Origin of the sequence: Paraburkholderia sp. EG286B, assembly GCF_040965655.1 — a bacterium.
In the GTDB taxonomy this organism is placed as follows: Bacteria; Pseudomonadota; Gammaproteobacteria; order Burkholderiales; family Burkholderiaceae; genus Paraburkholderia.
Genome location: NZ_JBFRCF010000008.1, coordinates 284,076 through 307,822, shown reverse-complemented (window position 1 = coordinate 307,822; position 23,747 = coordinate 284,076). Strand labels below are relative to the sequence as shown.

The window sequence follows — 23,747 nt, the reverse complement described above, 5'->3', positions numbered from 1 at the left end:
CCTTAGATGATCTCGAGGTCGGCGCGCAGTGCACCCGCCGCCTTCATCGCCTGCAGGATCGACATCAGATCCGCCGGCGTGGCGCCCAGCGCGTTGAGCGCTTTCACGACTTCGGCGAGATTGGCGCCCGCCGTGACGAGCTTGAGCGATCCGTTGTCCTGCTTCAGCTGGATCTGCGACTGCCGCGTCGCCACCGTCTGGCCATTGGAGAACGCACCGGGCTGGCTCACCGCCGTCTGCGTGTTCACGACGACCGAGAGATTGCCGTGCGCGACCGCGCAGCTCTCCAGCGTCACCATCTGGTTCATGACGATCGAGCCGGTGCGCGCGTTCAGGATCACCTTCGCGGCCGGCGTGGCCGGATTCACGTTGAGGTCCTGGATCTGCGCGATGAAGCCCACCTGCGACCCCGGATCGGCCGGCCCGTGCACCTGGATCGTGCGGCCGTCGAGCGGCGAGGCCGTGCCCGGGCCGAACATGTTGTTGACGGCCGAGACGATGCGCTGCGTCGTGTCGTAGTCCATGTCGTTGACGGTCAGCGTGAGCAGACCGCCTTGCTGCGAAACCGGCGAAATCACCGCGCGCTCGACGATCGCACCTCCGGCAATGCGCCCCGCGGCGAGCTGGTTCACCTGCACCTTGCTGCCGTTGGCCGATGCGCCCGCGCCGCCCACGGCCACGTTGCCCTGCGCGAGCGCGTAGACCTGGCCGTCGGCGCCCTTGAGCGGCGTGAGCAGCAGCGTACCGCCGCGAATGCTCTTCGCGTTGGCGAGCGACGACACCGTGATGTCGATTTGCTCGCCCGGCCGCGCGAACGGCGGCAGCACGGCCGTCACCATCACGGCGGCGACGTTCTTCAGCTGCATGTTGTTGAGCGTCGACGACGAACCCGACGAGCTCGACGTGTTGTTGATCGAGATGCCGAGGTTCGCGAGCATGTTCGCGAGCGTCTGCGTGGTGAACGGCGCCTGGGTCGTCTGGTCGCCGGTGCCGTCGAGACCCACCACGAGGCCGTAGCCGATCAGCGGGTTGTCGCGCACGCCCTGGAAGGTCGCGAGGTCTTTCACGCGCTCGGCGCGCGCCGGCGTCGCGTAGGCGACGAGTGCGCCGCAGGCCAGCACGAAGCCCAACGCCACGCCCAGGGCGGCGAGCACGTCCTTCACGCGCGAGCGGCGCGAATGATGGAAGCGGATCTTCACCATGGCGCGATGTTCAGGAAAAAGCGTTGCAGCCAGCCCATCGTCTCGGCCTCGTCGATCACGCCTTTCGCGGAGTATTCGATCTTCGCGTCGGCGACGTCGGTCGAGAGCACGGAGTTGTCTCCGGCAACAGTGTTCGGATTGACGACGCCGGAGAAGCGCACGTATTCATTGCCCTGGTTGATGAGCATCTGCTTCTCGCCGGACACGACGAGATTGCCGTTGGGCAGCACGTTCGTCACGGTCACGGTGATGACGCCCGTGAACGTGTTCGAGGCGTTCGCGCCGCCCGTGGCGTCGAACTGGTTCGCGCCCGTCGTATTCAGGTTCGCGCGGTTGAAGAAGCCCGGCAGGAAGTTCGCCGTGCCCGAGAAGCTCGCGCTGGTGCCGCGCTTGGTGGCCGCGCCCGACGACTTGGTCGCGTTGATGTTTTCGGAGATGACGATCGTGAGGATGTCGCCGGTATTGCGCGGACGCTGGTCCTCGAACAGCGGCCGTCCCGCGTAGCCGGGGTTGTAGATCGCGCCCGGCGAGGTGTTCGCGGGCGGCGGGGGCGGCACGGCCGTCATGGGCTGCTGCGTGATCGGCTGCCGGTTGGGTAGGTAGGCGCAGCCCGCCAGCATCGCGAGCGCCACAGCCGCCACGAGCGCCCGGGCGGTGCCCGGATGCCGCGCGCGGATGCGAGGATGGTTTCGAACGGACTGCGACATATTCTTCACCGACTTGATTAACCAGGGAGACCTCAGACCTGCATCTGGCTGAGGGTTTGCAGCATCTGGTCAGAAGTGGTGACCGCCTTGCTGTTGATTTCGTAGGCGCGCTGCGTCTCGATCATGTTCACGAGTTCCTGCACGACGTTCACGTTCGACGATTCCACGTAGCCCTGGTTGAGCGTGCCCGAACCGTTCTGGCCCGGCGTGGAAACGGTGGGCGCGCCCGACGATGCCGTTTCCGACAACAGGTTCTGCCCGTTCGACTGCAGCCCGGCCGGGTTGATGAACATGGCGAGCTGCAGCGTGCCGATGGTCGTGTTGTTGCTCGAGCCCGGCGTCGTGACCGTCACTACACCGTCGCTGCCGATGGTGAGCGAGGTGGCGTTGGCGGGCACCGTGATCGCCGGCATCACCTGGTAGCCGCTCGCCGTCACGAGCTGGCCTTGCGCGTTGGTCTGGAACGAGCCGTCGCGCGTGTAGGCCGTCGTGCCGTCGGGCATCTGCACCTGGAGGAAGCCGGCGCCGTTGATCGCCACGTCCTTCGAGTTGCCGGTCTGCTGCAGGTTGCCCTGCGTATAGAGACGCTCGGTCGCCACCTGCTGCACGCCCGTGCCCACCTGGCTGCCCGAAGGCAGTTCGGTTTGCTGGGTCGAGTTCGCACCCGGCTGGCGCAGCGTCTGGTACATGAGGTCCTCGAACACGGCGCGCGAGCCCTTGAAGCCATTGGTGCTCACGTTCGCGAGGTTGTTCGAGATCACGTCCATCTGCGCCTGCTGGGCGTTCATGCCGGTGGCGGCGATGTAGAGCGATCGGTTCACGGTGTCTTTCTCCCGGTCCGGCCTCGCGCGCGTCGTGCGGCGCGAAGCGGCCTTCATTAACTTGAAATGGCTTAGCTGAAGTTGAGCAGCTGGTTCGCGCTCTGCTCGTTCTGGTCCGCGTTCTGCAGCAGCTTGGTCTGCATCTGGAACTGGCGCGCGTTGGTGATCATCGAGACCATCGCCGCCACCGGGTTCACGTTGCTGCCCTCGAGCGACTCGGTCGCGACCTGCACGGTCTGGTCCGCGTCGGCGGGGTTGCCGTCCGACGTGTGGAACAGGCCGTCGTCGCCGCGCGTGAGCGCACCGGCCGGCGGGTTGACGAACTTGATCTGGTCGATCATGGCGATCGCGTTGGCGGGGCTGCCCGGCGCGATGGCCGAAACCGTGCCGTCCTTGCCGATCGTGACCGCCGAGCCCGGCGGCACCGCGATCGGGCCGCCGCCGCCGATCACCTGCAGGTTGTTGGCCGTGACGAGCTGGCCGTTTTCATCGACGTGCAGGTTGCCCGCACGCGTATAGGCCTCGTTGCCGTCGGCCGTCTGCACGGCCATGAAACCCTGGCCCTGGATCGCGATATCGAGCGGGTTGCCGGTATGCGAGATCGCACCGGGCGTCATGTCCGAGCCAGGCGTCGCCGAGAGCACGTAGGTGCGCGTCGTCTGGTCGTTCACCGTCGAGCCGTCGCCGAACGACATCGGCACGGCGCGAAAGTTGGCGAGCTGCGCGCGAAAGCCCGTGGTCGAGACGTTCGCGAGGTTGTTCGCGACGACGGCCTGCTGCTCGAGCGCCTGGCTCGCGCCCGTCATCGCGGTATAGATCAGTCGGTCCATGATGTGCCCGGTACGTGGTTAGACGCGTTACATCTGCAGCAGCGTCTGGTCGACGGTCTGCTGCGTCTTGATGGTCTGCGCGTTCGCCTGGTAGTTGCGCTGGGCCGTGATCAGGTCGACGAGCTGGTTCGTCAGGTCGACGTTCGACGCTTCGAGCGCGCCGCCCGTGAGCGTGCCGTGGTTCGTGCTGCCCGGCGTGGAGACCTGCGCGACGCCCGATGCCGCCGTTTGCTGGAACTGGTTGCCGCCCAGGTTCAGGAGGCCATTCGGGTTGTTGAAGTTGGCGAGCACGATCTGGCCGAGCGACATGGTCTGGCCGTTCGAGTAGTTGCCGGTGATGGTGCCGTCCGCGCCGATCGAGAAGTTCGACAGCGTGCCGCTCGCGTAGCCGTCCTGGGCGAGGTTGTTCACGCCGTTGGCCGAGCCGTACTGGGTCGTACCCGCGAGGTCGAGCGTCAGCGACTGGGGCTTCGTCGAGCCGTCCGTCGGGTTGATGCTGAACGTAAGCGACGTGGTGCCGTTGCTCGTCACGCCGTTGGCCGTATCCGGGGTAATGCTCTGCAGCGCGCCGGACGAGCTGAACTGCGCCGTGCCGAGCTTCGACACCGAGCCGGCCTGACCGGCATACACGTCCCACTGGCCGCTCGTCGCGTCCTTCACGAAATACATGTTGACCGTCTGGGTACCGCCGAGCGTGTCGTAGGCCGTGACCGACGTCGAATACGTGTAGCTCGTCGAGTCGGTTTCGCTGAAGGTCGTGGTGGTCGGCGTCGTGGCCTGTGCGTTCAGGTTCAGCTGCGCCGTGATGTTCTTGGTCGCAACGGGTGCGATGTTGGTGGTCGGCACCTGGAGCGGCACGGTCTGCGCGGTGTTGATCACACCGGTCGAACTGGCGGCGTAGCCCATCAGATCGTTGCCCGAGGCATCGGTGATGTAGCCGTTCTTGTCGAGCTGGAACACGCCGTTACGCGAGTACGTGATCGTGCCGTTGTTCGACATCTGGTAGAAGCCGTTGCCGTTGATGGCGACGTTCAGCGCCTGGCCCGTCGTGCTGATCGTGCCTTGCGCGAAGTCCTGCTGCACGGTCTGCAGCGAGGCGCCGAGGCCGATCTGGTTGCCCACCGACGTCGCGATGGTGTTCGCGTAGACGTCGGCGAACTGCGCCGTGCTCTGCTTGAAGCCAACGGTGTTCGCGTTGGCGATGTTGTTGCCGATCACGTCGAGATCGTTCGACGACGCGGCGAGGCCGCTCAATCCTTGCTGGTAGCCCATGGTTGTCTACTCCGCGTTTATCGTGTTCAGAGAATGGCGCCGACGCTCGTAAGCGCGACGGTCTTGCCGTTGGCGAGCGACAGGCTCGGGGTGCCGTCCGACTTCTGGACCACGCCCTGCACCTGGCTCGCGACGAGCGCGGTTGCCGTGGCGGACTGGCCGTTGGTCGTCGCGCTCGCGGTGATCGTGTAGGTGCCGTCGGCGACCGTGTTGCCCGAGCTGTCCTTGCCGTTCCAGGTGACCGGCACGGTGCCGGCCGACTGCGCGCCGAGGTCGAGCGTGTTGACGACCTGGCCCGACGAGTTGGTGATCGTGAGCTTCACGTCCGAGACCGCCGAAGGCAGCGTCACGCCGAGCTGCGGCGCGCTGCCGCTCGACACGGCGGCGCTGCTGCCCGGGGCGAGCACGGTCGAGCCGATCAGCAGCGCGGCCTGCGCGTTCTGGCCTGCCGAAAGCTGGGTGGAGAGCGACGACAGCGACGTGTTGAGCTGCTGGATGCCCGACACCGTGTTGATCTGGGCGAGCTGCGAGGTCATCTGCGAGCTGTCCATCGGATTGGTCGGGTCCTGGTTCTGCAGCTGGGCGACGAGCATCTTCAGGAAGGTGGACTGCAGGTCGCTCGCGCTCGTGCCGCTCGACGACGCCGACGACGAACTCGAGCTCGTGCCGTTCATGGTGTCGAGCAGTTGCTGCGACACGGTGGCGGTGCTGCCGCCGATGGTTGTGTTGCTGGAACTCAACGCGTTCTCCCTCGATTGCGCTTCGTGCTTTGGCGTGTGGTGGTGGCAGGCGCTGCTTCATTTCGCGCCCGCTGGTCTCTGTATGTACTGCAGTGTCCGTACTGACTGCGGCTTGCCGTGCTTCAGGTTTCCCGCTTTACGTTCCGATCGTGAGCGTCTTGAGCATCAGCGTCTTGGCCGTGTTCAGCGTCTCGACGTTGGCCTGGTACGAGCGCGACGCCGAGATCATGTTCACCATCTCCTGCACCGGATCGACGTTCGGCATCGTCACGTAGCCGTCCGCGTTGGCGGAGGGATTGTCGGGGTCGTAGGTCTCTTTCATCGGCGTGGGGTCGTCCACCACGCCGGTCACCCTGACGCCGCCCACCTGCTGGCCCGAGGCCGTGCGCGCGCCGCCGAGCGGGTTCACCGCGAACACGACCTGCTTCGCCTTGTACGGCTGGCCGTCGGGGCCGGTCGTGCTGTCGGCGTTGGCGAGATTGGACGCCGTCACGTTCAGACGCTGCGATTCCGCCGTCATGGCGGAGCCCGCAACGCTGAAGATGTTCATCAGGGATGGCATGGTTTCGTTGACCTCACATCAGGTGCGCGTCACGCGCGCGTTGGTCGTTCATGGCTTCGTTAATGCGTTTTCCGGCTGCGCTGCCTGCGGCGATCAGCTCGAACCCGAGGTGATCGCGGAGAGCATCGTCTTGATCTGCTGCGAGACCACCGTCATGCCCGACTCGAAGTGCAGCGCGTTGTCGGCGAACTGCACGCGTTCGGTGTCGAGATCGACCGTGTTGCCGTCGAGCGCGGGCTGCACCGGCGTGCGGTACATGAGCTGGCTCTTGTAGGTGTCGGCCGGGCCGCCCGTCGGGATCAGCTTTGCGTCGCCGGCCATGTGGCCCGACTCCGTGGATGCCATCTGCATGCCACTCGTCACGCCCGCGGGCTGCGCCATGGCAAGCGGCTGGACGTTGCCGCCCGAGGTGGCCGTCATGCCCACCTTGCCGCCGGCGCCCTGCTGGCGCAGCGCGCCAGCCAGCGACGCCGCGAAGTCCACGTCGCGCGCCTGGTAGCCCGGCGTGTCGGCGTTCGCGATGTTCGAAGAGATCAATGCCTGCCGCGTGGCGCGCACATCGAGCGCTTCGCGCCCGAAGGCGAATTCGGCATCGAGTTTGTCCAGCATCGGGCGTTCTCCGTGAAACGAAAAAGGATTCGGCTTGAGCGCGGCGGGCTCGCCATCGGCGAGAAAACCGGCGCAAACGTTAGGCGCGTGGTCCGAAGGCCTTTGCGCATGGAGTGGAATATTAGGCGGGGGTGGCAAGAACCAATCGGACGAATAGCCGGTAAAGCGCCCCTCTATTCGACGCTAGCGCGCGGGGGCCGCCGCCTAGAATGCGAGGCGTGTCAATGCATTCGATGGAGAACGACAATGCCGCAGACTGCCACCTTGCGTAGGCCGCACGCCGGCCTGGAGCGGCGTGTGCGCGCGCTGTCGTGGCGCGCGTCCTGGACGTGTGCGCTTGCCTGCGCCTTTGGCGGAGGGCTCTTTGGCGGCACGCTCGCGCATGCACAAACGCCGGCGCAACCGGACGCCGCCGGCGGCCAGATCTTCATTGCGGGCCCCGGCGACCGCGCGGGCGCCGACGCCGCGCAGATGAACGCGCTGCTCACCAGCACGGCGAAGAAGCCCGCCGCGGCTGCGGCCAGCAGTGCTCCCGCCACCGAGGCCGCGCCGCTGCGCGCGGCCAGCTATGCCGATCTGAATTCGCACGGCGTGCCCGAGGATGCGCGCGCGGGTGTCGAGTCGAACGGCATGATCACGATTCCGGGTCCCGGCGAGCGCGCGCCCCAGGGCGACGCGCCGCGCATCGTCACGGTTCCCGCGCCGGGTGCGAGCGCCCAGCCCATGCGCGTGCCGGCGGCCAATGCGAACAACGCGGGCGCGCTGCAGCGCGTGAACCTGTCTACCGCCGCGAACCGCGTCGCCCCGGTGGTCGTGGACGCGGGCGCAGCGGCGCTCGCGGGCGCGAAGCCGGTTGCCAGCGCAAGCACCAGCGCGCCGCCGAACCCCAATACCAGCGCCGTCGCCACGAACGTGCAGGCCACGCCGCCCGGCCAGCAGGACGGAGAATCAATCCGCGCCGCCGCGCTCGCCTTCCTGCAGCAGCAGTCGGCAGGCTTGCCGGGCCACGTGGGCATCACGGTCGCGCCGGTGTTTCCGCGCGGCCTCGCGGCCTGCACGTCACTCGAGCCGTTCATGCCGCCGGGCGCGCGCACCTACGGACACACGACCGTGGGCGTGCGCTGCATCGGCGCGAAGCCGTGGACGCTCTATGTGAGCGCGCGCATTGCCGTGGACGTGACCTACTACGTGGCCTCGCGCCAGATCGGCGCGGGCGAGGCGCTTTCGGCCGCCGATTTCATGCCGCGCGCGGGCGACCTCGCGAACCTGCCGCAGACCATCATCACCGATCCGAACCAGGCGACGGGCGCCGTCGCGCTCGCGCGCATTTCCGCGGGACTGCCGCTGCGCACCGACATGCTGCGCAGCGCCGCCTCGGTCGTCATCGGCCAGACGGTCAAGGTGATCGCCGTGGGCAGCAACTTCACGATCTCCGCCGAGGGCAGCGCGCTCAACAACGCCGAGCCCGGCCAGCAGGTGCGCGTGCGCACGAGCGGCGGCCAGATCATCTCGGGCGTGGTCAAGGACGCGGGTACCGTGCAGGTGCAGATCTAGGGCCGGTAAGCGCTGGTAAGGGCCGGATCAGGGTGTGCAGAGCCTCGTCCAACGGCCCGATCCGGCCGTTTCCGGCTTGGTGCGCCAGCACACGTAACAGCATGTAACGGTGGGATTTTCGGCTAAAGTTCGGCCCGACCTGTGCCGTTATCAAGGTCAAATCGATCAGGAATGCCCATCGTGAAAGTTGACTCCTCCACCCGCAATGATCCGCGCACGCTGCAGGATGGCCTCGCGCGCTCGCAAGCCGATTCGACCGGCGTAAGCACCGACACCGCGGCCACCTCCGGCGCGGCAGGCAGCACGACCGCCGCCGCCCAAGGCGGCGCGAACGTGAGCCTCTCGTCGCTCTCGTCGACGATGCGCTCGCTCGCGGCGAGCGGTTCCGCCGACATCGACACGGCGCACGTGCAGTCGATCAAGGACGCGATCCGCAACGGCACGTTGCAGATCGACTCCGGCAAGATCGCCGACGGCGTGATCCAGACCGCGCGCGACCTCATGAAGCCGACGTCGGGCAACTGACGCCCGATGCGCGAGCGCCGCGCAAACCTCGCTTTTTTGGTGCCTTGCAATGAAAGATGCCCTGTTGGCCACACTGATCGACGAACACGCCACGGTCGAGGCGTTCGCGTCGCTGCTCGCCTATGAAGAAAAGGCGCTCGTGTCGGCCGACGGCATGGAGGCGCTGCCGCAGATCGTCGAGCAGAAGACGACGCTCACGCAGCGTCTCGCGGGCCTCGAAAAAGCGCGCGACGCGCAACTGGCCGGCCTCGGCCTGCCGGGCGGCCGCAAGGGCATCGAAATGGCCTGCGACGGCGACGCGCGTCTGGCAAGCCAGTGGGCGCTGCTCAAGGGCTCGACCGAGCGCGCCCGCCGCAAGAATCTCACCATCGGCATGATGATCCGCACGCGCATGGAACATAACCGCCGCGCGCTGTCGATCCTGCGCGGCGAAACGGGCAACGGCTCGATGCTGTACGGTCCCGATGGGCGGCTGCCGGCGTTCGGGCTGTAAGCGCGCACGCACGTCGTTCGCCCAAAGACAAAAGCCGAAGCAGTGATGCTTCGGCTTTTTTGTTTTGCGCGAGTCCCGTCCATCAACAAAAAAGCCGGAGCGCTCTCGCACTCCGGCTCTTTCACCGCACCCGGTCCGCGCTGGCAGCCGCGCGGAGCGTCTACCGCCTCAATTCTCCTGGCCGGCCCACGACATCTCGCGCAGCCGCGTGCGCAGGCGCGCCACCGCCTGGCTGTGCAGCTGGCACACGCGCGACTCGCTCACCTCCATCACCGCGCCGATTTCGCGCAGGTTCATGCCGCGCTCGTAATAGAGCGACATGAGCAGCTTCTCGCGCTCGGGCAGCCGGTCGATCGCCTCGACGAGCGCGCCGCGCAGGCTGTCGTCGAGCAGCGCCGAGAGCGGGTCCGAATGATCGACGCAGTAGCGGTCGAGGAACGGTTCGTCCTCGGCGGAACGGTCGAAGTCTTCGTAGTAGATGAGCTGGCTGCCGTGCAGTTCCTGCAGCATGCTCTGATACTCGTCGAGCGGCATGCTCAGATGCTCGGCGATCTCCGTCTCGCTGGCCGAGCGCCCGAGCCGCTGCTCCACCTTGTGCACCGCGCTTTCCACTTCACGCGAGGTGCGGCGCAGGCTGCGCGGCAGCCAGTCGTTGCTGCGCAGCTCGTCGAGCATCGCGCCGCGAATGCGCTGGCTCGCATAGGTCTCGAACTGCGCGCCCTGATCTTCCTTGTAGCGGTTGGCCGCGTCGAGCAGGCCGATCATGCCGGCCTGGATCAGGTCGTCGAGGTCCACGCTCGCCGGCATCTTGGCGACGAGCTGCAAGCCGAGCCGCCTCACGAGCGGCGCGTACTTCGCGAGCACGTCGGCCTGCGAAATCTTTCCTTGAGCGTTATACATCGTGCTCTCCACTTCTCATCTCCCTGATTGGCGTCGTCGTGCGCACGTCAGACGTGCTGCGGCGACGTCCGCTGCGCGGGCGTCTCGGTCCGCCAGCCCGCATGGGACGACGCGGACGCGGATGTTGCGTTGGGTGCGGGATGCACACCCGTCACGGCCGCAACGAACAAATCGGCGTTCGCGGCGAGCGTGCTGTGTGCGGCGTCTGTTGCATGGGTAGCGTGTGGCTGGACGCCGGCTTGCGGCGCGCCATCCAGATCGTCGGCGGGTGCGTCGCCCGCCGCTTCATGTTCTTCGTGCGCCGCGCCGAACAACGCGTTGGCGCGCGCCGTGGCCGGCGAGCACGCCGAGACCGCGGGTCGCATCGGCCAGTGCGGCAGTTCGGCGGCCACGTGGCGGAAATCGCGCGCGGCGGCCGTCGACGGAAACGCATCGACGATGCAGCGCGCGAGCCTGAGCGCCTGCGCCATGTGCTGATCGGCGGCGACACTGCCGGCGCTGTCGAGCGACACGCTCAGGTAGCGGCTCGCCACCCCCGCGAGGTTCTCGATCGCGGCCTGCGCGTCGCTGGCGTTCGCCACATGATTCGCGAGCACGCGAAACTGCGCGATCGCATGCGCGAAGTGCAGCCGTTTCATGCACGCGTAGGCGTCCGTGATCGACTGCGCACCGATGCGCATCACGATCAGCACGTCGTGCGCGTGCATGGCGAGCGGCGAAAGCGCGCCGTCGGCGTCGAGCTGCGCGTCGATCAGGACGATGTCCGCGGGACCCGAAATGACCTTCTGCAGCTGGGCGGCCGTGTACTGCGCACGGTTGTCGCGCGAGGCGGCCAGCACGCCGAAGCCGAGCGCATGACGGCCCACAGCTTCGTCGAGCGTACGCTCGCCGCGCATGACGGCGGCGAAGTTGCCTGCGCCCCGCACACCGCCCACCAGCGCACAGACCGAGCGGGGTCCCAGACACTCGTCGATCACGAGCACGTCCTTGCCCTGCGCGGTGAGCGCCGCCGCGAGATTGACCACCGTGGTCGTGCGCCCGGGCGAACCTGCACCGCCCGTCACCGCGACCACGCGCGAGCCTTCGCGCGCGAGCAGCCGCCGCAGCCCTTCTGCCTGATCGATTACGAACTTATCCAAACCTGACCTCGGGAGCCTGCGAATTCGAACGCGTCGAGAGTGCCGACAGCAGCGCCGGGATATCGTCTTCGTGCGGCACGAACGGCGAACTCTCTCGCGGAATGCAGAAGGCACTGCGGATCAGGAAGCGACGCGTCGCCACATAAAGGTTCTCGGGGACCTTCTGGCCCGTCGAGACGTAATGCACCGGCAGCTTGTAGCGCAGCACGGTGTCGAGTGCGCTGCCGAGGTTGGTCGCCTCGTCGAGCTTGGTGAGGATGCAGCCCGTGAGCGGTGCGTCTTCGCTCTGGTAGGCCTGCACGACTTCGTTGAGCGTGTCGCCGTGGTTGGTCGCCGAGAGCAGCAGCAGGCGCTGCACCGGGCGGCCCGCGCCGCACAGCATGGCGATCTGGTCGGCCACGGCGCGGTCGCGCTGACTCATGCCGATCGTGTCGATCAGCACGATGTGCTTGTTCTTGAGTTCGGTGAGCGCGAGCTGGAGGTCCGCGCCGTCGCGCACCGCGTGCACCGAAACGCCAAGGATCTTGCCGAAGATGCGCAGTTGCTCGTGGCCGCCGATCCGGTAGCTGTCGGTGGTGAGCAGCGCCACCTTGCTCGCGCCGAAGCGCATCACGCAGCGCGCGGCGAGCTTCGCCGTGGTCGTGGTCTTGCCCACGCCCGTCGGGCCCATCAGCGCGAACACGCCGCCGCGCTCCATCAGCGCTTCTTCGTCTTCGAGCACGGGCAGGTTCGATTCGAGCACCGACTGGAGCCACTCCATGCCGGCCTCTTCGGTCTGCACGTCGGGCAGGCGATCGATCATCATCTTCACGAGCTGGGCCGAGAAGCCCGCGGCGAACAGCTGCTTGGTGAGCGCGCCCTGCACCGGGCTGCGGCGCTGGCGCTCGCCCCACAGGAGGCCCGCGAACTGCTCTTCCATCATGCCGCGCATGGAGGCGAGCTCGTTCATCACGGTTTCGTTGACGACCTGCTCGATGCGCGCGCGGATCGCTTCGCTCACGGTTTGCGCCGCATCGGCGCCCTGCGCATTGCGAGTGCCGGGCGCGGGGCCGGCGGCCTCCGGACCGTGGCCGAGGCGCTGCGCGGCGCGGCGCGCGGCGACATGAGCGGCCTCGAGCGCCCAGTCGGGCGTGCTGGCGTCGACGTCGGGCGGCAACACCGGGTCGGCGACGCTGCCGAGGCCGCGCGCGGCGGCGGCGGCGGGCGTCATGCCCGGCACGCGCGGCGCGTTCTGCTGGTTCGCGATGCGGCGGGCGTGGTCGATCAGCCAGGGGTTCGATTCGGCCATCGTGCGCGGCGTGTCGCCCGCCGACGCGGCGGCGGCCTGTTCGAGCCGCGCTGCGGCTTCGCGTGCGGCGGCCTGAGCGTTGGCGTTGGCGGCCGGCGCCGTGGACGCAAACGATGGCGCAAAGGCCGGCGAGGCGAGCGACTCGGTCGCAGCCTGCAGCGCCATTTGCAGCGGCGAATGCGCATGAGGAACGGCTTGTTGCGATTGTGCCGCCTGCTTCGCGGCTTGCAGCGTCGGCGGCATCGCCGATTGCGCGGCCTGCTGTCCCGCCGCGGCACGCGACGATGGCGACGAAGCCGAAAGCGGCGCGATCGCGGCCGACGCTTCCTTGCCTAGCGAGACGGCGGTGTCGGCGGCGTGGTCGCCATCGGCATCGGCATCGGCGCTTGCGCCGCCGTTTTCGACGCCCACTTCCGGGCTCGCGCCGAACACCGAGGAGAACACGTCCGGCATGCCGCTCGCGTAGGGGTTGGCACTGCCGACCGGGGCGGCGAGCGCCGCGGGAGCGGCGCCAGGCGCGCTGCGCGGCGCGCGCGACATCGGCGTCATGGCGGCCGAGGGCTGCGCGAACGGGGCGCCTTGACCACCCTGCGCCACGAGGCCACCCAGGCCTTGCGCGGCGGCTGCATCGGCCGGCGCGATCGCCGCGAGATCGCGGTCCGCGAGCGCGACGATTTCGACGCTGCCGTCGTCGAGCGTACGGTTCGACAGAACGACGGCGTCCGCACCCAGCGCTTCGCGTACGAGCCGTAACGCGTCGCGGCTGGTGCCACCGATGAATTTGCGAATGTTCAAGCTAAGCCCCTGATGAGGTGAGCGGCCAATGCCGCCGCCGGTCGTCTGTTGCTGGAATGGCGCTGGATTGCTGCCGGCCTGGCGTCTTACGCAAGGCCTTTTCCGATGTTGGAATTATTTCGAAGGTGAGCCCCCCATGATCGGTGGATCAGGGCGGAGAAATGCGGGCAATTCGCGGAATCGGTGACGGAGGTGCGCGCAGGCAAAAATTACGCGCAGAAAGGCTCGCCCACGGCTCGGCTAACGAAAAAGCCCACAAGAAGCGGGCTTTTTCTCATCCAGATGCGGCAGCGCGATCAATGCGCCCCGATCACGTTCACCACCTTCACGTTGCGCGTATCCGGCACCTCGGCGTACGACAGCACCTTGAGCTGCGGCAGGCTGCGGCGCAGGAAGCGCGACAGCATGGGCCGCAGCGCATGCTGCACGAGCATCACCGGCGCGAGGCCGAGCGCCTGCTGGCGCCCCATCGCCTGCTCGGTCTGCGCGAGCAGCGTATGCGCGAGACCCGGTTCGAGGCCGGGGTTCGGGCCGGAGGTGAGCGTCTGCGACAGCACGCGCTCGAGGTTCGCGTCGAGGCCCATCACCTGCATGTCGGCGTTGCCGGGGAACCATTGCTGCGTGATCGCGCGGCCGAGCGCGATGCGCACCGCCGCCGTCAGATCGTGGGCGTCGGTGATGCGCGGCGTGTGCTCCGCGAGCGATTCCATGATCGTGCGCATGTCGCGGATCGGCACGCCTTCTTCCAGCAGGTTCTGCAGCACCTTCTGCAGCGTCGTGACCGGCAGCACCTTCGGCACGAGGTCGTCCACGAGCGAAGGCGTGTCCTTCTGCACGCGCTCGAGCAGCGCCTGCACTTCGCGGCGCCCGAGCAGCTCGGCCGCGTGCATGACGACGAGGTGATTCAGGTGCGTCGCCACCACCGTGCTCGAATCGACCACCGTATAGCCGAACACCTGCGCCTGCTCGCGCACGTTCGAATCGATCCACACGGCGGGCAGGCCAAATGCCGGGTCCGTGGTCGGCGTGCCGGGCAGCACCGCGCTCACCTGGCCCGGGTTGATCGCGAGCCATTGGCCCGGGTAGGCCTCGCCGTTGCCCACCTCCACGCCCTTCAGCGCAATCCGGTAGGCGTTCGGGCGCAGCTCCAGGTTGTCGCGAATATGGATGACGGGCGGCAGGAAGCCGATTTCCTGCGCGAACTTCTTGCGGATGCTCTTGATGCGCTTGAGCAGCTCGCCGTCGGTGTTCTTGTCGACGAGCGGAATGATGCGGTAGCCCACTTCGAGGCCGAGCGTGTCGATGAGCGCCACGTCGTCCCAGGTCGCTTCGGCGTTTTCGACGGGCGCAAGCGCGGCGGGCGCGGCGTCGGCGATCACGGCGCTCGCCTTCCTCGCCTCGGCGTTCTTCTTGAGCGTGCGGCCGAGCTGGATCGCGCCGCCGCCGAGCAGCAGAAACGCGAAGTGCGGCATGCCCGGAATCAGGCCCATCATGACGATGATCGTGCCCGTGATCATCAGCACGCGCGGGTTCGTGAAGAGCTGGCCGGTGAGCTGCGTGCCGATGTCTTCGTTGGTCGCCACGCGCGAGACGATCACGCCGGCCGCCGTCGAGATGACGAGCGACGGAATCTGTGCGACGAGGCCGTCACCGATGGTCAGCAGCGTGTAGGTCTCGCCCGCCGAGGCGAGCGGCATGCCGTGCTGCACGACGCCCACGATCAGACCGCCCACGATGTTGATCACCATGATCAGCAGGCCGGCGATGGCGTCGCCGCGCACGAACTTGCTCGCGCCGTCCATCGAGCCGTAGAACTCGGCTTCCTGGGCAATCTCGCTGCGGCGCTTGCGGGCCGCCTCTTCGTTGATGAGGCCCGCGTTCAGGTCGGCGTCGATCGCCATCTGCTTGCCGGGCATCGCGTCGAGCGTGAAGCGCGCGGACACTTCGGCGATACGGCCCGCGCCCTTCGTGATCACCATGAAGTTGATGACCATGAGGATCACGAACACCACGATACCCACGGCGAAGTTGCCGCCCACGAGGAAGTGGCCGAACGACTCGATCACCTGGCCCGCTGCCCCCGGGCCGGTGTGGCCTTCGAGCAGCACGATACGCGTGGAGGCCACGTTCAGCGAGAGCCGCAGCAGCGTGGAGAACAGCAGCACGCTCGGGAACGCCGCGAAGTCGAGCGGCTTCATGGTGTACATGCTGACGAGCAGCACCATCACCGAAAGCGCGATGTTGAAGGTGAACAGCAGATCCAGCAGGAACGGCGGCAACGGCAGGATCATCATGCCGAGGATCATGCAGATCAGGATCGGTCCCGCCAGCGCGCGCAGATTCGTGCCTTGCAGCATCTCCGGGCGCCGCGCGAGGAAACCGGTGCGGGCGTTCATTCTGTTGCTCCTTCAGTGCCGTCGCGCGCCGGGTTGTTTTCGGCGCGACCAGCGGTGTTCGATGCGTTGTTTGCGTTCGTGGAATTTGCCGCGTTGGCGCGACTGGCGGCCTCGGCGGCCGCGCGCTCCTCGGGGGTGAGGGCTTCGTCGGCTTCGCTGGCTTCGTCTTCGTCGCTCATCGCGCCCTTGTCCATTTCGGGTGGCACGTCGAGGTCGGTCGGCTCCATCGGCACGTCGCCGCCATGCTCGCGGAAACGCTTGAGCTGATAGACCCACGCGAGCACCTGGGCGACCGCGCCGTAGAGCGGTCCCGGAATTTCGCGGTTGATGTCGACGTTGTAATAGAGCGCACGGGCGAGCGGCGGCGCTTCGAGCAGCGGCACGTTGTTCTCGACCGCGATCTCGCGGATGCGTGCGGCCACGAGGTTCACGCCCTTGGCGACGACCTTCGGCGCGCGCATCTCGCCATCGGCGTACTTGAGCGCGACGGCGAAGTGCGTCGGGTTGGTCACGACCACGTCGGCCTTGGGCACCTGGGTCATCATGCGGCGGCGCGCGGCGGCGCGCTGCTGCTGGCGAATGCGCCCCTTCACGTGCGGGTCGCCTTCGTTTTCCTTGTGCTCGCGCTTCACTTCTTCCTTGGTCATGCGCAGCTTGCGGTAGTACGACCAGAGCTGGTACGGCACGTCGAGCGCGGCGACCACGAACATGCCGGCGACCGTCATGCCGCAGCACACGCCGATCAGATGCATCGCGTCGGCGAACGCGCGCGGCGCGGGCTGCATGGCGAGCCCGAGAATCTCGTCGCGCCGGCTCCACAGCGCCCAGCCGCCGATCACGCCCACCACGAGCGTCTTGGCGAGCGACATGCCGAGCTGGATCGGCCCGTTCACGGAGAAGATCCGCCCGAGCCCCGACACCGGATTGAGGCGGCCGAAGTTCGGCTGCAGCGCCTTCGTGGAGATGAGCCAGCCGCCGAGCGCCATCGGCGCGAGCAGCGCGGCGAGCCCCGTGAGCGCGAGCACCGGCATCAGCGCCATGAGCCCCTCGCGCGCGGCGACGCCGGCGCCGATCAGCATGCGGCTGGTTTCGAACGCGCCCGCGTGATTGAACGTGAACGCGCCGCGCATCATGGCCTGCAGATGCTCGCCGATCGTGCCGGAGAGCAACCACGTGCCATAGAAGCCCGCCGAGAGCAGCGCGAACGTCGCCAGCTCCCGGGAACGCGGAACCTGCCCCTCCTCCCGCGCCTTTTCCAGGCGCTTGGGAGTGGCGGATTCGGTTTTCTCGAGGTCGCTGTCCTCAGCCACGCATGCTCCGGTCGCGGGCACGCGCCGCTCGTCGCGGCTGCGCGGCTGGCGCGCGCCCTTTTTCAGTGACAGCGATTATTGCCGCGCAAGCCAAGCGGCGATTGACGGAGTAGGACGGGGAAATCAGGGTATTTCGGCCGATGGAACCGGGGCGGCATCATCGGCGAACGCCGGCACACGATGCGCGCGCGCTCGCGGGCCGCCAACTTCACGGCCTACGCACCCTCAGCGCCCGCGATTTCAGAACGCGACGAACGGCGCCTTGCCGCCGGACGCGCTCATGTCCATGCCGTAGTACACGTAGCGGCCATAGAAGAACGACAACCCCAAGTCGAGCGCCGCCGCCGACCCGAACTGCCCTGCCAGGTTGTTGGCCGCATAGTTCGCGCCGCTGCCGAGCAATGCGTTCGCGTTCGCGACATTGAAGGTCGCGGTGCCTGTCGTTGCGCCGTTATTGGACACGAGTGCCGCGCTGAAGGACTGGGTGGACGTAGGGCAATAGAACGTGCCGAGATTGCCGCCGCACTGCGGCAGGGCGCTGTCGACGAAGAAGATCGCGTTCGAACCCGAGTCGAGGAAGGCCTGGAGCGTGCGCCCGTTGAACGTGGCGCTGAGCCTGCCCCACGAGTCCGTGTTGTAGCTTTGCGAGGCGGTCATCGCGTTGTTCGACTGCGTGCCGATGCCGAACACGAGCGTGCCCGTCGCGCTGGGCGCGCCGCTATCGGACACGGGGGCCATCTCGAGGATCACGCCGTTGCCGTCGGCGCCGAATTTGGGCACGGGGTTGGCCACCAGCTGGTTTTGCGTGACCGTCGCTGCGGCGCAGTTCGTATTGCCCGGGCAGGAGTAGTACAGGCCGAGGTTGTCATAAGGTGCCACGCCGATACCGAGAATGCCGTTCGCGCCGAGGTCCTGCACCGTGTTCTGCGCGTTGCCATAGCCCGCGCACGCCGACGGCACCGTGTTCGAGGGCAGGTCGCCGATCACCTGGATCGGGATACTGGATGCCGTCTCGCGGCCGATCGTGACGTCGGCGGAACGCACGGTGCCCCACGTGTAACCATCGGCGAAGGCCGTGCATTCGGCGAGGGTGCCGCCGTTGGCCGTGGCGGTCGGCAGCGAACCCAGCAGGTTCGGCAGCGCCGACGCGAGCAGGCGCAGGCCGAACGACGCCGTATCGACCTGAATGTTGTCGACGGTCTCGCAGGTGCTCGTGCCGGCCACGCAGATCTTCACGCTGACGGTGGGAATGTTGGGCAGCGTGCCGGTCAGTCCGCGGTTCACGACGACGCCCACGGTATTCGCGGCGGTGGCCGCGGTGGGCTGCTGGGTGGGACTGGGAACCGCGGAGCCGCTGCTGCCGCCACTGCTGCCGCTCGAGCTGCTGCTACTGCTGTTGCCGCTGCCGCCCCCGCCTCCGCAGGCGGCGACGAGCGAAACCAGGGCAACGAGCGCGGCGCCCGAAAGGAACCGGAAAGGTCGCAGCCACACGCTGCGCGAATGGCGTGAAGTCAGCACGTTCGGCCTCCGCTCGTCACTGGATATCGGAGGCGCTGACGCCCGCAGGCAGCGCCTGCGGCAGCCATGCCTGCCCGGAGAAGGCGCCCATGTGGCCGCCCGAATGCACCACGACGTTCGAGTTTTCGACCACGCCCGGCCCGCGCACGCGACCGGCGGCGTGGCTCGCCTTCACGCCGGCCGTGTACTGGGGAAAGTAGCTGCCCAGCAGCGTGGCGAGATTGGGCATCTGCGGGCCGTCCCAGGCGACGCCGAATACGGTGCCGGCCTGCGAGAGGTACTCGCGCACGACGGTGCCGTTGGCGAGCGTGGTCTGCTGGACGGTGTAGGCAGGGGTCGTGGAAGCGCCAGAGGCCGCGCCTTGCACCGCTGCGCGCGCAACGGCCGAGGCGTTGCCGGCCGCGGCTGCCGCCGAAGCGGCGCTCAGGGTGCTGACGTTCGCGCCCGCCGGCGTGGGCATAGGCGCACCGCCCAACGCGGCGTGAGCCGCCGGCGCCGCGAGCAGCGCGCAAAGCAGGCAACCGAGAAGCGCCGCGCCGGGCGCGCGGCAGGGTGCGGCGCGGCGCGCAAACGAGCGCACCGCCTTGCCACAGAACGATGTGTATGGATACAAGGCGTCCCCTCCCTCTTGCGATGGCGCGTTGCACCATACGCTGTCGGGGCCGCGCAGGAACGTCGCGGCGGGACGCAGCAGGACGGGCAACGGCTGGCTATGCTTCGCCGCCCCACCGCGACGCTTTTCGCGGCAGGGTACGAAGGCATGAGCAGTAGTATGCCCGCCTTGGACTACATGCGGCAGCTAACCGAGCGGTTAGCTGCACGTTAGGGGTCAGAACCCGAGACTTGCGAGCAGATCGTCGACCTGCGCCTGGTCCTGCACGACGTCGGTCTTGCCTTCCGGATTGATCTGCGGGCCGTTGAGCAGGCCTTCGGGGCTGCCCGTGCTGCTCTGGGTCTCCGCGAGCGCCGCCGCCGTTGCCGCGAACTGCTCGCGCCGCTCCGGCGCGATGTTCTCGACCAGCACGGTGAGCAACTGTTGCTCGATCAGATAGACCACGTCCATGATCTTCTTGATCACCTGGCCCGTCAGGTCCTGGAAGTCCTGCGCGAGCATGATCTCGAGGAGCTGCTGGTTGGTCGCCGCGGTGGCTTGCGGCACGCCATCCACGAAGGCCCGCGTGTCGTCCATCAGCTGGCGCACTTCCGCGCGGCCGATCGGCGCATCGTACCAGGTCGCCCAGCGGCTCGTCAGTTCCTTCGCGTCGCGTTCGAGCGTTTCCTGCAGCGGCTTGGCGATGTCGATCGCGGTCAGCACGCGTTCGGCGGCCTGCTCGGTCATGTTCGCGACATAGCGCAGCCGGTCGCGCGCGTCGGGCACCGCCTCGGCGGCGCGCTCCACGTGCTTGTCGAGGCCGAGTTCGCGCATCGAGTCGCGCAGGCTGCGCGTCAGGTGTCCGATGCGCGCGAGGATGCGGTCCGTCGCGAGCTCGCTGGCCTCGCCCGCGGCGGGCGGCGCGAAGTCGAACTCGGGCGGCTGCGGAAGCGGCTCGATGCCATCGGCTTCCGGCCACTCACCGGAATGAGCGCCGGACGGCTCACTGATGGGCTCGTTCACGTCAGCTCCCCGTCTTGGCCATCTTCTCGAGAATCTTGTTGAGCTTCTCGTCGAGCGTGGCGGCCGTGAACGGCTTCACCACATAGCCGCTCGCGCCAGCCTGCGCCGCCGCGATGATGTTCTCCTTCTTCGACTCGGCCGTCACCATCAGCACCGGCAGGTGCGTCAGGTTGGCGTCGGCGCGGATCTCCTTGAGCATGGCGAGACCGTCGAGGTTCGGCATGTTCCAGTCGGAGATCACGAACTCGTAGTTGCCGCCGCGCAGACGGGCCAGGCCCGCTGCACCATCTTCGGCTTCGTCGACGTTCGAGTAGCCCAGTTCCTTGAGCAGGTTGCGGACAATCCGGCGCATCGTCGGAAAATCGTCCACCACCAGAATCTTCATTCCCTTATCCATCACGTTCCATTCCTCCAGGCGAAAACCCGGGCAATTATCCAGAGAAGCGCACTGCCTATCCAGATAAATTAATCGCGAGCGATCGAGCAAGCGTTTGCGGCCTGCATGATCTCTCTATATCGGCAATTTCCTAGACGCGCTGAACCCGGTCGCCCATCGAGGCGAGTCGGGTCATCACGCGCCGGCTCATGTCGGAGAGCGAGGCGATCTCGTCGGCACCGCCCATGGCAATGGCTTCGCGCGGCATGCCGAACACGATGCAGCTCGCTTCGTCCTGCGCGAGCGTGTACGCACCGGCCTGGCGCATTTCGAGCAGCCCGGCTGCGCCGTCGCGGCCCATGCCCGTGAGAATCACGCCGATGGCGTTCTTGCCCGCGTGCAGCGCCGCAGAACGAAACAGCACGTCGACCGACGGACGGTGCCGGTTGACCGGCGGGTCGTCGGACAGATGTGCGATGTAGTTCGCGCCACTGCGTGCGAGCAAGAGGTGTGCGTGGCCCGGCGCGATGTAGGCGTGGCCGGGCAGCACACGTTCGCCGTGCTCCGCTTCCTTGACGGTGATACGGCACAGCCCGTTCAGGCGCTGTGCGAACGACTTCGTGAAACCAGGCGGCATGTGCTGCGCGATCAGCACCGCGGGCGCGTCGGGCGGCAGCGGCTGCAGCACTTCGCGGATCGCCTCGGTGCCGCCCGTCGACGCGCCGACGATCACGAGCTTCTCGGTCGAGACGAGCGGGTTGTTGATCATCGGCGCCGGGCCCGCGGGGTGCGCAGCAGCGTGGCCGTGCGCGTGCGCTGCCGCGCCCGCCGGTGCGGCAGCGGGTGCGTGGTGCGCACGCACGCGGGCGCGCGCGGCGGCGCGCACCTTGTCGGCGAGCTTTTCCGAGTATTCGAGCATGCCGTCGCGAATGCCGACCTTCGGCTTCGTCACGAAGTCGACGGCGCCCAGTTCGAGCGCGCGCAGCGTGATTTCGTTGCCGCGCTCGGTGAGCGACGACACCATCACGACCGGCATCGGCCGCAGGCGCATCAACTTCTCGAGGAAGTCGAGGCCGTCCATGCGCGGCATTTCCACGTCGAGCGTGAGCACGTCGGGGTTGTGCTGCTTGATCAGCTCGCGCGCGACGAGCGGATCCGGCGCGGTGGCGACGACCGTCATATCGGGCTGACTGTTGATGATTTCCGTCATCAAACTGCGGATCAGCGCCGAATCGTCGACGCAGAGAACCTTGATTTTTTGCACAGCGTTCACGCCTCCTCTACTGTCCTGGCGTTGTCTTGACCGGATGCGCGCAGGGCGGACGACACGCTCGAGCCGAACAGCTCGATGCGAGGGCGCGCGCCCTGCGGCTGGGATTGGGAAATCTGGGGCGCATGAGCTGCCGCGTTTGCTGCCGGCGACGTGGCGCCCGGGCCCGCGCGCCCGGCTCCGCCGACGCCGAACAGCTCGACGCGCGCCCGGGCCCGCGCGAGCCTCTCGGCGCGCGCTTCGGCGGTTTGCGCGGCGAGCTGCTGTTCGCGCTCGGCCACGCTCGTGTCCTGCGAGAGACGCAGCTTCTTGACCATCACCTGGCCCGTGCGCGGCAGGAACGCCACCTTGCGCGGATGCGAGCCTTGCAGGTCCTCGGCCACGATGCGGATGTTCTCGGTCGCGAGATAGCGGCGCACGAACACGGCGTTGCGGTCGCCGATGTTCATCGTCGTCATGCCCGCGAGCACCGCCGCGCCGCCGAACACCTTGGCCTCGAAACGCTCGCGCCGGCCGCCCGCCTTGATCAGCTCGTTGATGAGCACTTCCATCGCGTAGGCGCCGTAGCGCATCGCGTCGGAGGCGCCGGTGAGCGCGTGGGCGGAGTCCGCGCCGTCGTCGGGGAGCATGAAGTGGTTCATGCCGCCGATGCCCGCGGTGCGGTCCTGAATGCAGGCCGCCACGCACGAGCCGAGCACGGTGACGAGCACCATGTCCTCGCCCGTCGTGTAGAACTCGTTGGGGAGCAGCTTGACGCCGGGGCGCTGGAAATGCGCGTCGAAATAGCGGTTCGTCGCGATCGGAAGGCGGGCGCTCATGCGGGCACTCCGAGCGCGTCGTTCGCGCGGCGCGGCGCGGCACTGGCAGCGGCGCCGCGCGTGAGTTCGTACACCGTCTGGCCGCGCAGACGGAACGCCTGCGTGACGTAGGTGAAGTTCTCCGAGTGGCCCGCGAACAGCAGGCCGTCGGGCTTCATGAGCGGCTCGAAGCGCGTGAGGACCTGTGCCTGGGTCGGCTTGTCGAAATAGATCATCACGTTGCGGCAGAAGATCGCGTCGAACGTCGAGCGCAAGCCGTAGTCCGCGTCGGTGAGATTGAGCTGCTCGAACTTGATCATCGCGCGCAGCTCCGGGCGCACCTTCACGAGTCCCGAATGCGAGCCGGTGCCCTTGAAGAAGAAGCGCTTCAGACGCTCCGGTGACAGATGCTTCACCTGGTCGAACGAGTAGACGCCCGCGTCGGCCTTGGCGAGCACCTGGGTATCGAGGTCGGTCGCGAGAACGCGCGCCTCGCGCGCGGCGCGGTCGCCGAGCGCTTCGACGAGCGTCATCGCGATCGAGTACGGCTCTTCGCCCGTGGAGGCCGCCGAACACCACACCGAGACCGGCTGCGCACCTGCGCCCCCCGCCCGCCGCTTCACGAAATCCGCGAGGATCGGGAAGTGATGCGCCTCGCGGAAAAACGCGGTGAGGTTCGTGGTGAGCGCGTTCGTGAACGCTTCCCACTCGGTCGCGTCGTTGCGCGCTTCGAGCTGGTCGAGGTACTCGCGAAAACTGTCGAGGCCGAGCGTGCGCAGACGCCGCGCGAGGCGGCTGTACGCCATGTCGCGCTTGTGGTCCGAGAGCGAGATGCCCGCGCGGCGGTGAATCAGCGCGCGAATGCGCTCGAAGTCCGCCGAGGTGAAATCGAAATCGCGGTTGCTCTCCACGCCCGAACCGCCCGGCTCTCCGGCGTCCTGGCGCGTATTTCGCAGCGCTTTCATGCTGATGCTCCTTCGCATTGCGCGCCGCCCACTGCATGGGATACCGCGGCGCAGGACTGCTGC

Annotated in this window: 21 protein-coding genes and 2 pseudogenes; 3 read left to right on the top strand and 20 right to left on the bottom strand. The window is 67.6% G+C overall.

Annotation, left to right across the window (positions count from 1 at the left end; translation table 11 throughout):
• Window positions 1–2: 2 nt before the first annotated feature.
• The 8 genes from AB4Y42_RS19840 to AB4Y42_RS19805 form a co-directional block, all read right to left on the bottom strand.
• The gene (locus tag AB4Y42_RS19840; protein WP_368689571.1) at window positions 3–1,202 is read right to left on the bottom strand and encodes a flagellar basal body P-ring protein FlgI; all 1,200 of its coding nucleotides are present in this window, start codon (window positions 1,200–1,202) and stop codon (window positions 3–5) included.
• Window positions 1,196–1,909, bottom strand: coding sequence for a flagellar basal body L-ring protein FlgH (locus tag AB4Y42_RS19835; protein ID WP_368695078.1), 714 nt, complete (start codon window positions 1,907–1,909; stop codon window positions 1,196–1,198). Before AB4Y42_RS19835 ends, AB4Y42_RS19840 begins: the two co-directional genes overlap by 7 nt.
• A 32-nt stretch (window positions 1,910–1,941) precedes the next feature.
• Window positions 1,942–2,730 carry a flagellar basal-body rod protein FlgG gene (gene flgG / locus AB4Y42_RS19830; protein ID WP_069264346.1) on the bottom strand — a complete coding sequence of 263 codons (789 nt, stop codon included), beginning with the start codon at window positions 2,728–2,730 and terminating at the stop codon, window positions 1,942–1,944.
• Window positions 2,731–2,801: 71 nt separating this feature from the next.
• On the bottom strand, window positions 2,802–3,560 hold the full coding sequence (gene flgF, locus AB4Y42_RS19825) for a flagellar basal-body rod protein FlgF (protein ID WP_368695077.1): 759 nt from the start codon (window positions 3,558–3,560) through the stop codon (window positions 2,802–2,804).
• 27 nt (window positions 3,561–3,587) lie between these two features.
• Window positions 3,588–4,832: a flagellar hook protein FlgE gene (gene flgE, locus AB4Y42_RS19820; protein ID WP_368695076.1), complete on the bottom strand. Its 1,245-nt coding sequence runs from the start codon at window positions 4,830–4,832 to the stop codon at window positions 3,588–3,590.
• A 26-nt stretch (window positions 4,833–4,858) separates the two neighbouring features.
• A complete protein-coding gene (locus AB4Y42_RS19815) occupies window positions 4,859–5,506 on the bottom strand; it encodes a flagellar hook assembly protein FlgD (RefSeq protein ID WP_368689587.1) in 648 nt (215 codons plus the stop codon).
• A 202-nt stretch (window positions 5,507–5,708) separates the two neighbouring features.
• Window positions 5,709–6,134, bottom strand: coding sequence for a flagellar basal body rod protein FlgC (gene flgC, locus AB4Y42_RS19810; protein WP_028203363.1), 426 nt, complete (start codon window positions 6,132–6,134; stop codon window positions 5,709–5,711).
• A gap of 93 nt (window positions 6,135–6,227) precedes the next feature.
• Entirely contained in the window at window positions 6,228–6,743 is a 516-nt protein-coding gene (locus AB4Y42_RS19805; protein WP_368689567.1) for a flagellar basal body protein, read from the bottom strand.
• Between the two features lie 246 nt (window positions 6,744–6,989).
• Between AB4Y42_RS19805 and flgA the strand changes: the two genes are divergently transcribed.
• The 3 genes from flgA to AB4Y42_RS19790 all read left to right on the top strand — a co-directional run bounded on the left by flgA (window position 6,990) and on the right by AB4Y42_RS19790 (window position 9,315).
• Window positions 6,990–8,297, top strand: a complete 1,308-nt coding sequence (gene flgA / locus AB4Y42_RS19800; protein ID WP_368689566.1) for a flagellar basal body P-ring formation chaperone FlgA — start codon at window positions 6,990–6,992, stop codon at window positions 8,295–8,297.
• Between the two features lie 180 nt (window positions 8,298–8,477).
• On the top strand, window positions 8,478–8,822 hold the full coding sequence (flgM, locus tag AB4Y42_RS19795; RefSeq protein ID WP_324149884.1) for a flagellar biosynthesis anti-sigma factor FlgM: 345 nt from the start codon (window positions 8,478–8,480) through the stop codon (window positions 8,820–8,822).
• A 49-nt stretch (window positions 8,823–8,871) separates the two neighbouring features.
• Window positions 8,872–9,315, top strand: coding sequence for a flagella synthesis protein FlgN (locus tag AB4Y42_RS19790; RefSeq protein ID WP_069264359.1), 444 nt, complete (start codon window positions 8,872–8,874; stop codon window positions 9,313–9,315).
• A 168-nt stretch (window positions 9,316–9,483) separates the two neighbouring features.
• Here AB4Y42_RS19790 and AB4Y42_RS19785 read toward each other — a convergent pair whose 3' ends face one another.
• The 12 genes and pseudogenes from AB4Y42_RS19785 to AB4Y42_RS19730 form a co-directional block, all read right to left on the bottom strand.
• The gene (locus AB4Y42_RS19785; protein WP_028203358.1) at window positions 9,484–10,215 is read right to left on the bottom strand and encodes an RNA polymerase sigma factor FliA; all 732 of its coding nucleotides are present in this window, start codon (window positions 10,213–10,215) and stop codon (window positions 9,484–9,486) included.
• A 356-nt stretch (window positions 10,216–10,571) separates the two neighbouring features.
• Window positions 10,572–11,354, bottom strand: a pseudogene (locus AB4Y42_RS19780) (MinD/ParA family protein); the annotation flags it as partial.
• Window positions 11,347–13,437, bottom strand: coding sequence for a flagellar biosynthesis protein FlhF (gene flhF, locus AB4Y42_RS19775; RefSeq protein ID WP_368689565.1), 2,091 nt, complete (start codon window positions 13,435–13,437; stop codon window positions 11,347–11,349). The pseudogene AB4Y42_RS19780 and the gene flhF, both read right to left, overlap by 8 nt.
• Window positions 13,438–13,733: 296 nt before the next feature.
• Window positions 13,734–15,833, bottom strand: coding sequence for a flagellar biosynthesis protein FlhA (gene flhA / locus AB4Y42_RS19770; protein ID WP_368695075.1), 2,100 nt, complete (start codon window positions 15,831–15,833; stop codon window positions 13,734–13,736).
• A gap of 149 nt (window positions 15,834–15,982) precedes the next feature.
• Window positions 15,983–17,143: pseudogene (gene flhB, locus AB4Y42_RS19765) on the bottom strand (flagellar biosynthesis protein FlhB); the annotation flags it as partial.
• Between the two features lie 240 nt (window positions 17,144–17,383).
• Window positions 17,384–18,658 carry a DUF3443 domain-containing protein gene (locus AB4Y42_RS19760; RefSeq protein WP_368695119.1) on the bottom strand — a complete coding sequence of 425 codons (1,275 nt, stop codon included), beginning with the start codon at window positions 18,656–18,658 and terminating at the stop codon, window positions 17,384–17,386.
• A 19-nt stretch (window positions 18,659–18,677) separates the two neighbouring features.
• Window positions 18,678–19,178 carry a DUF2844 domain-containing protein gene (locus tag AB4Y42_RS19755; RefSeq protein WP_368689585.1) on the bottom strand — a complete coding sequence of 167 codons (501 nt, stop codon included), beginning with the start codon at window positions 19,176–19,178 and terminating at the stop codon, window positions 18,678–18,680.
• 312 nt (window positions 19,179–19,490) lie between these two features.
• Window positions 19,491–20,213, bottom strand: coding sequence for a protein phosphatase CheZ (cheZ, locus tag AB4Y42_RS19750; protein WP_342920435.1), 723 nt, complete (start codon window positions 20,211–20,213; stop codon window positions 19,491–19,493).
• 64 nt (window positions 20,214–20,277) lie between these two features.
• Entirely contained in the window at window positions 20,278–20,673 is a 396-nt protein-coding gene (cheY, locus tag AB4Y42_RS19745; protein WP_028203354.1) for a chemotaxis response regulator CheY, read from the bottom strand.
• A gap of 130 nt (window positions 20,674–20,803) precedes the next feature.
• Complete coding sequence (locus tag AB4Y42_RS19740; RefSeq protein ID WP_342920355.1) at window positions 20,804–21,925, bottom strand: chemotaxis response regulator protein-glutamate methylesterase; 1,122 nt, start codon at window positions 21,923–21,925, stop codon at window positions 20,804–20,806.
• Complete coding sequence (gene cheD / locus AB4Y42_RS19735) at window positions 21,922–22,740, bottom strand: chemoreceptor glutamine deamidase CheD (protein WP_368689563.1); 819 nt, start codon at window positions 22,738–22,740, stop codon at window positions 21,922–21,924. The genes AB4Y42_RS19740 and cheD overlap by 4 nt, the downstream gene beginning before the upstream one ends.
• Complete coding sequence (locus AB4Y42_RS19730) at window positions 22,737–23,684, bottom strand: CheR family methyltransferase (RefSeq protein WP_368695074.1); 948 nt, start codon at window positions 23,682–23,684, stop codon at window positions 22,737–22,739. The genes cheD and AB4Y42_RS19730 overlap by 4 nt, the downstream gene beginning before the upstream one ends.
• Window positions 23,685–23,747: the final 63 nt, after the last annotated feature.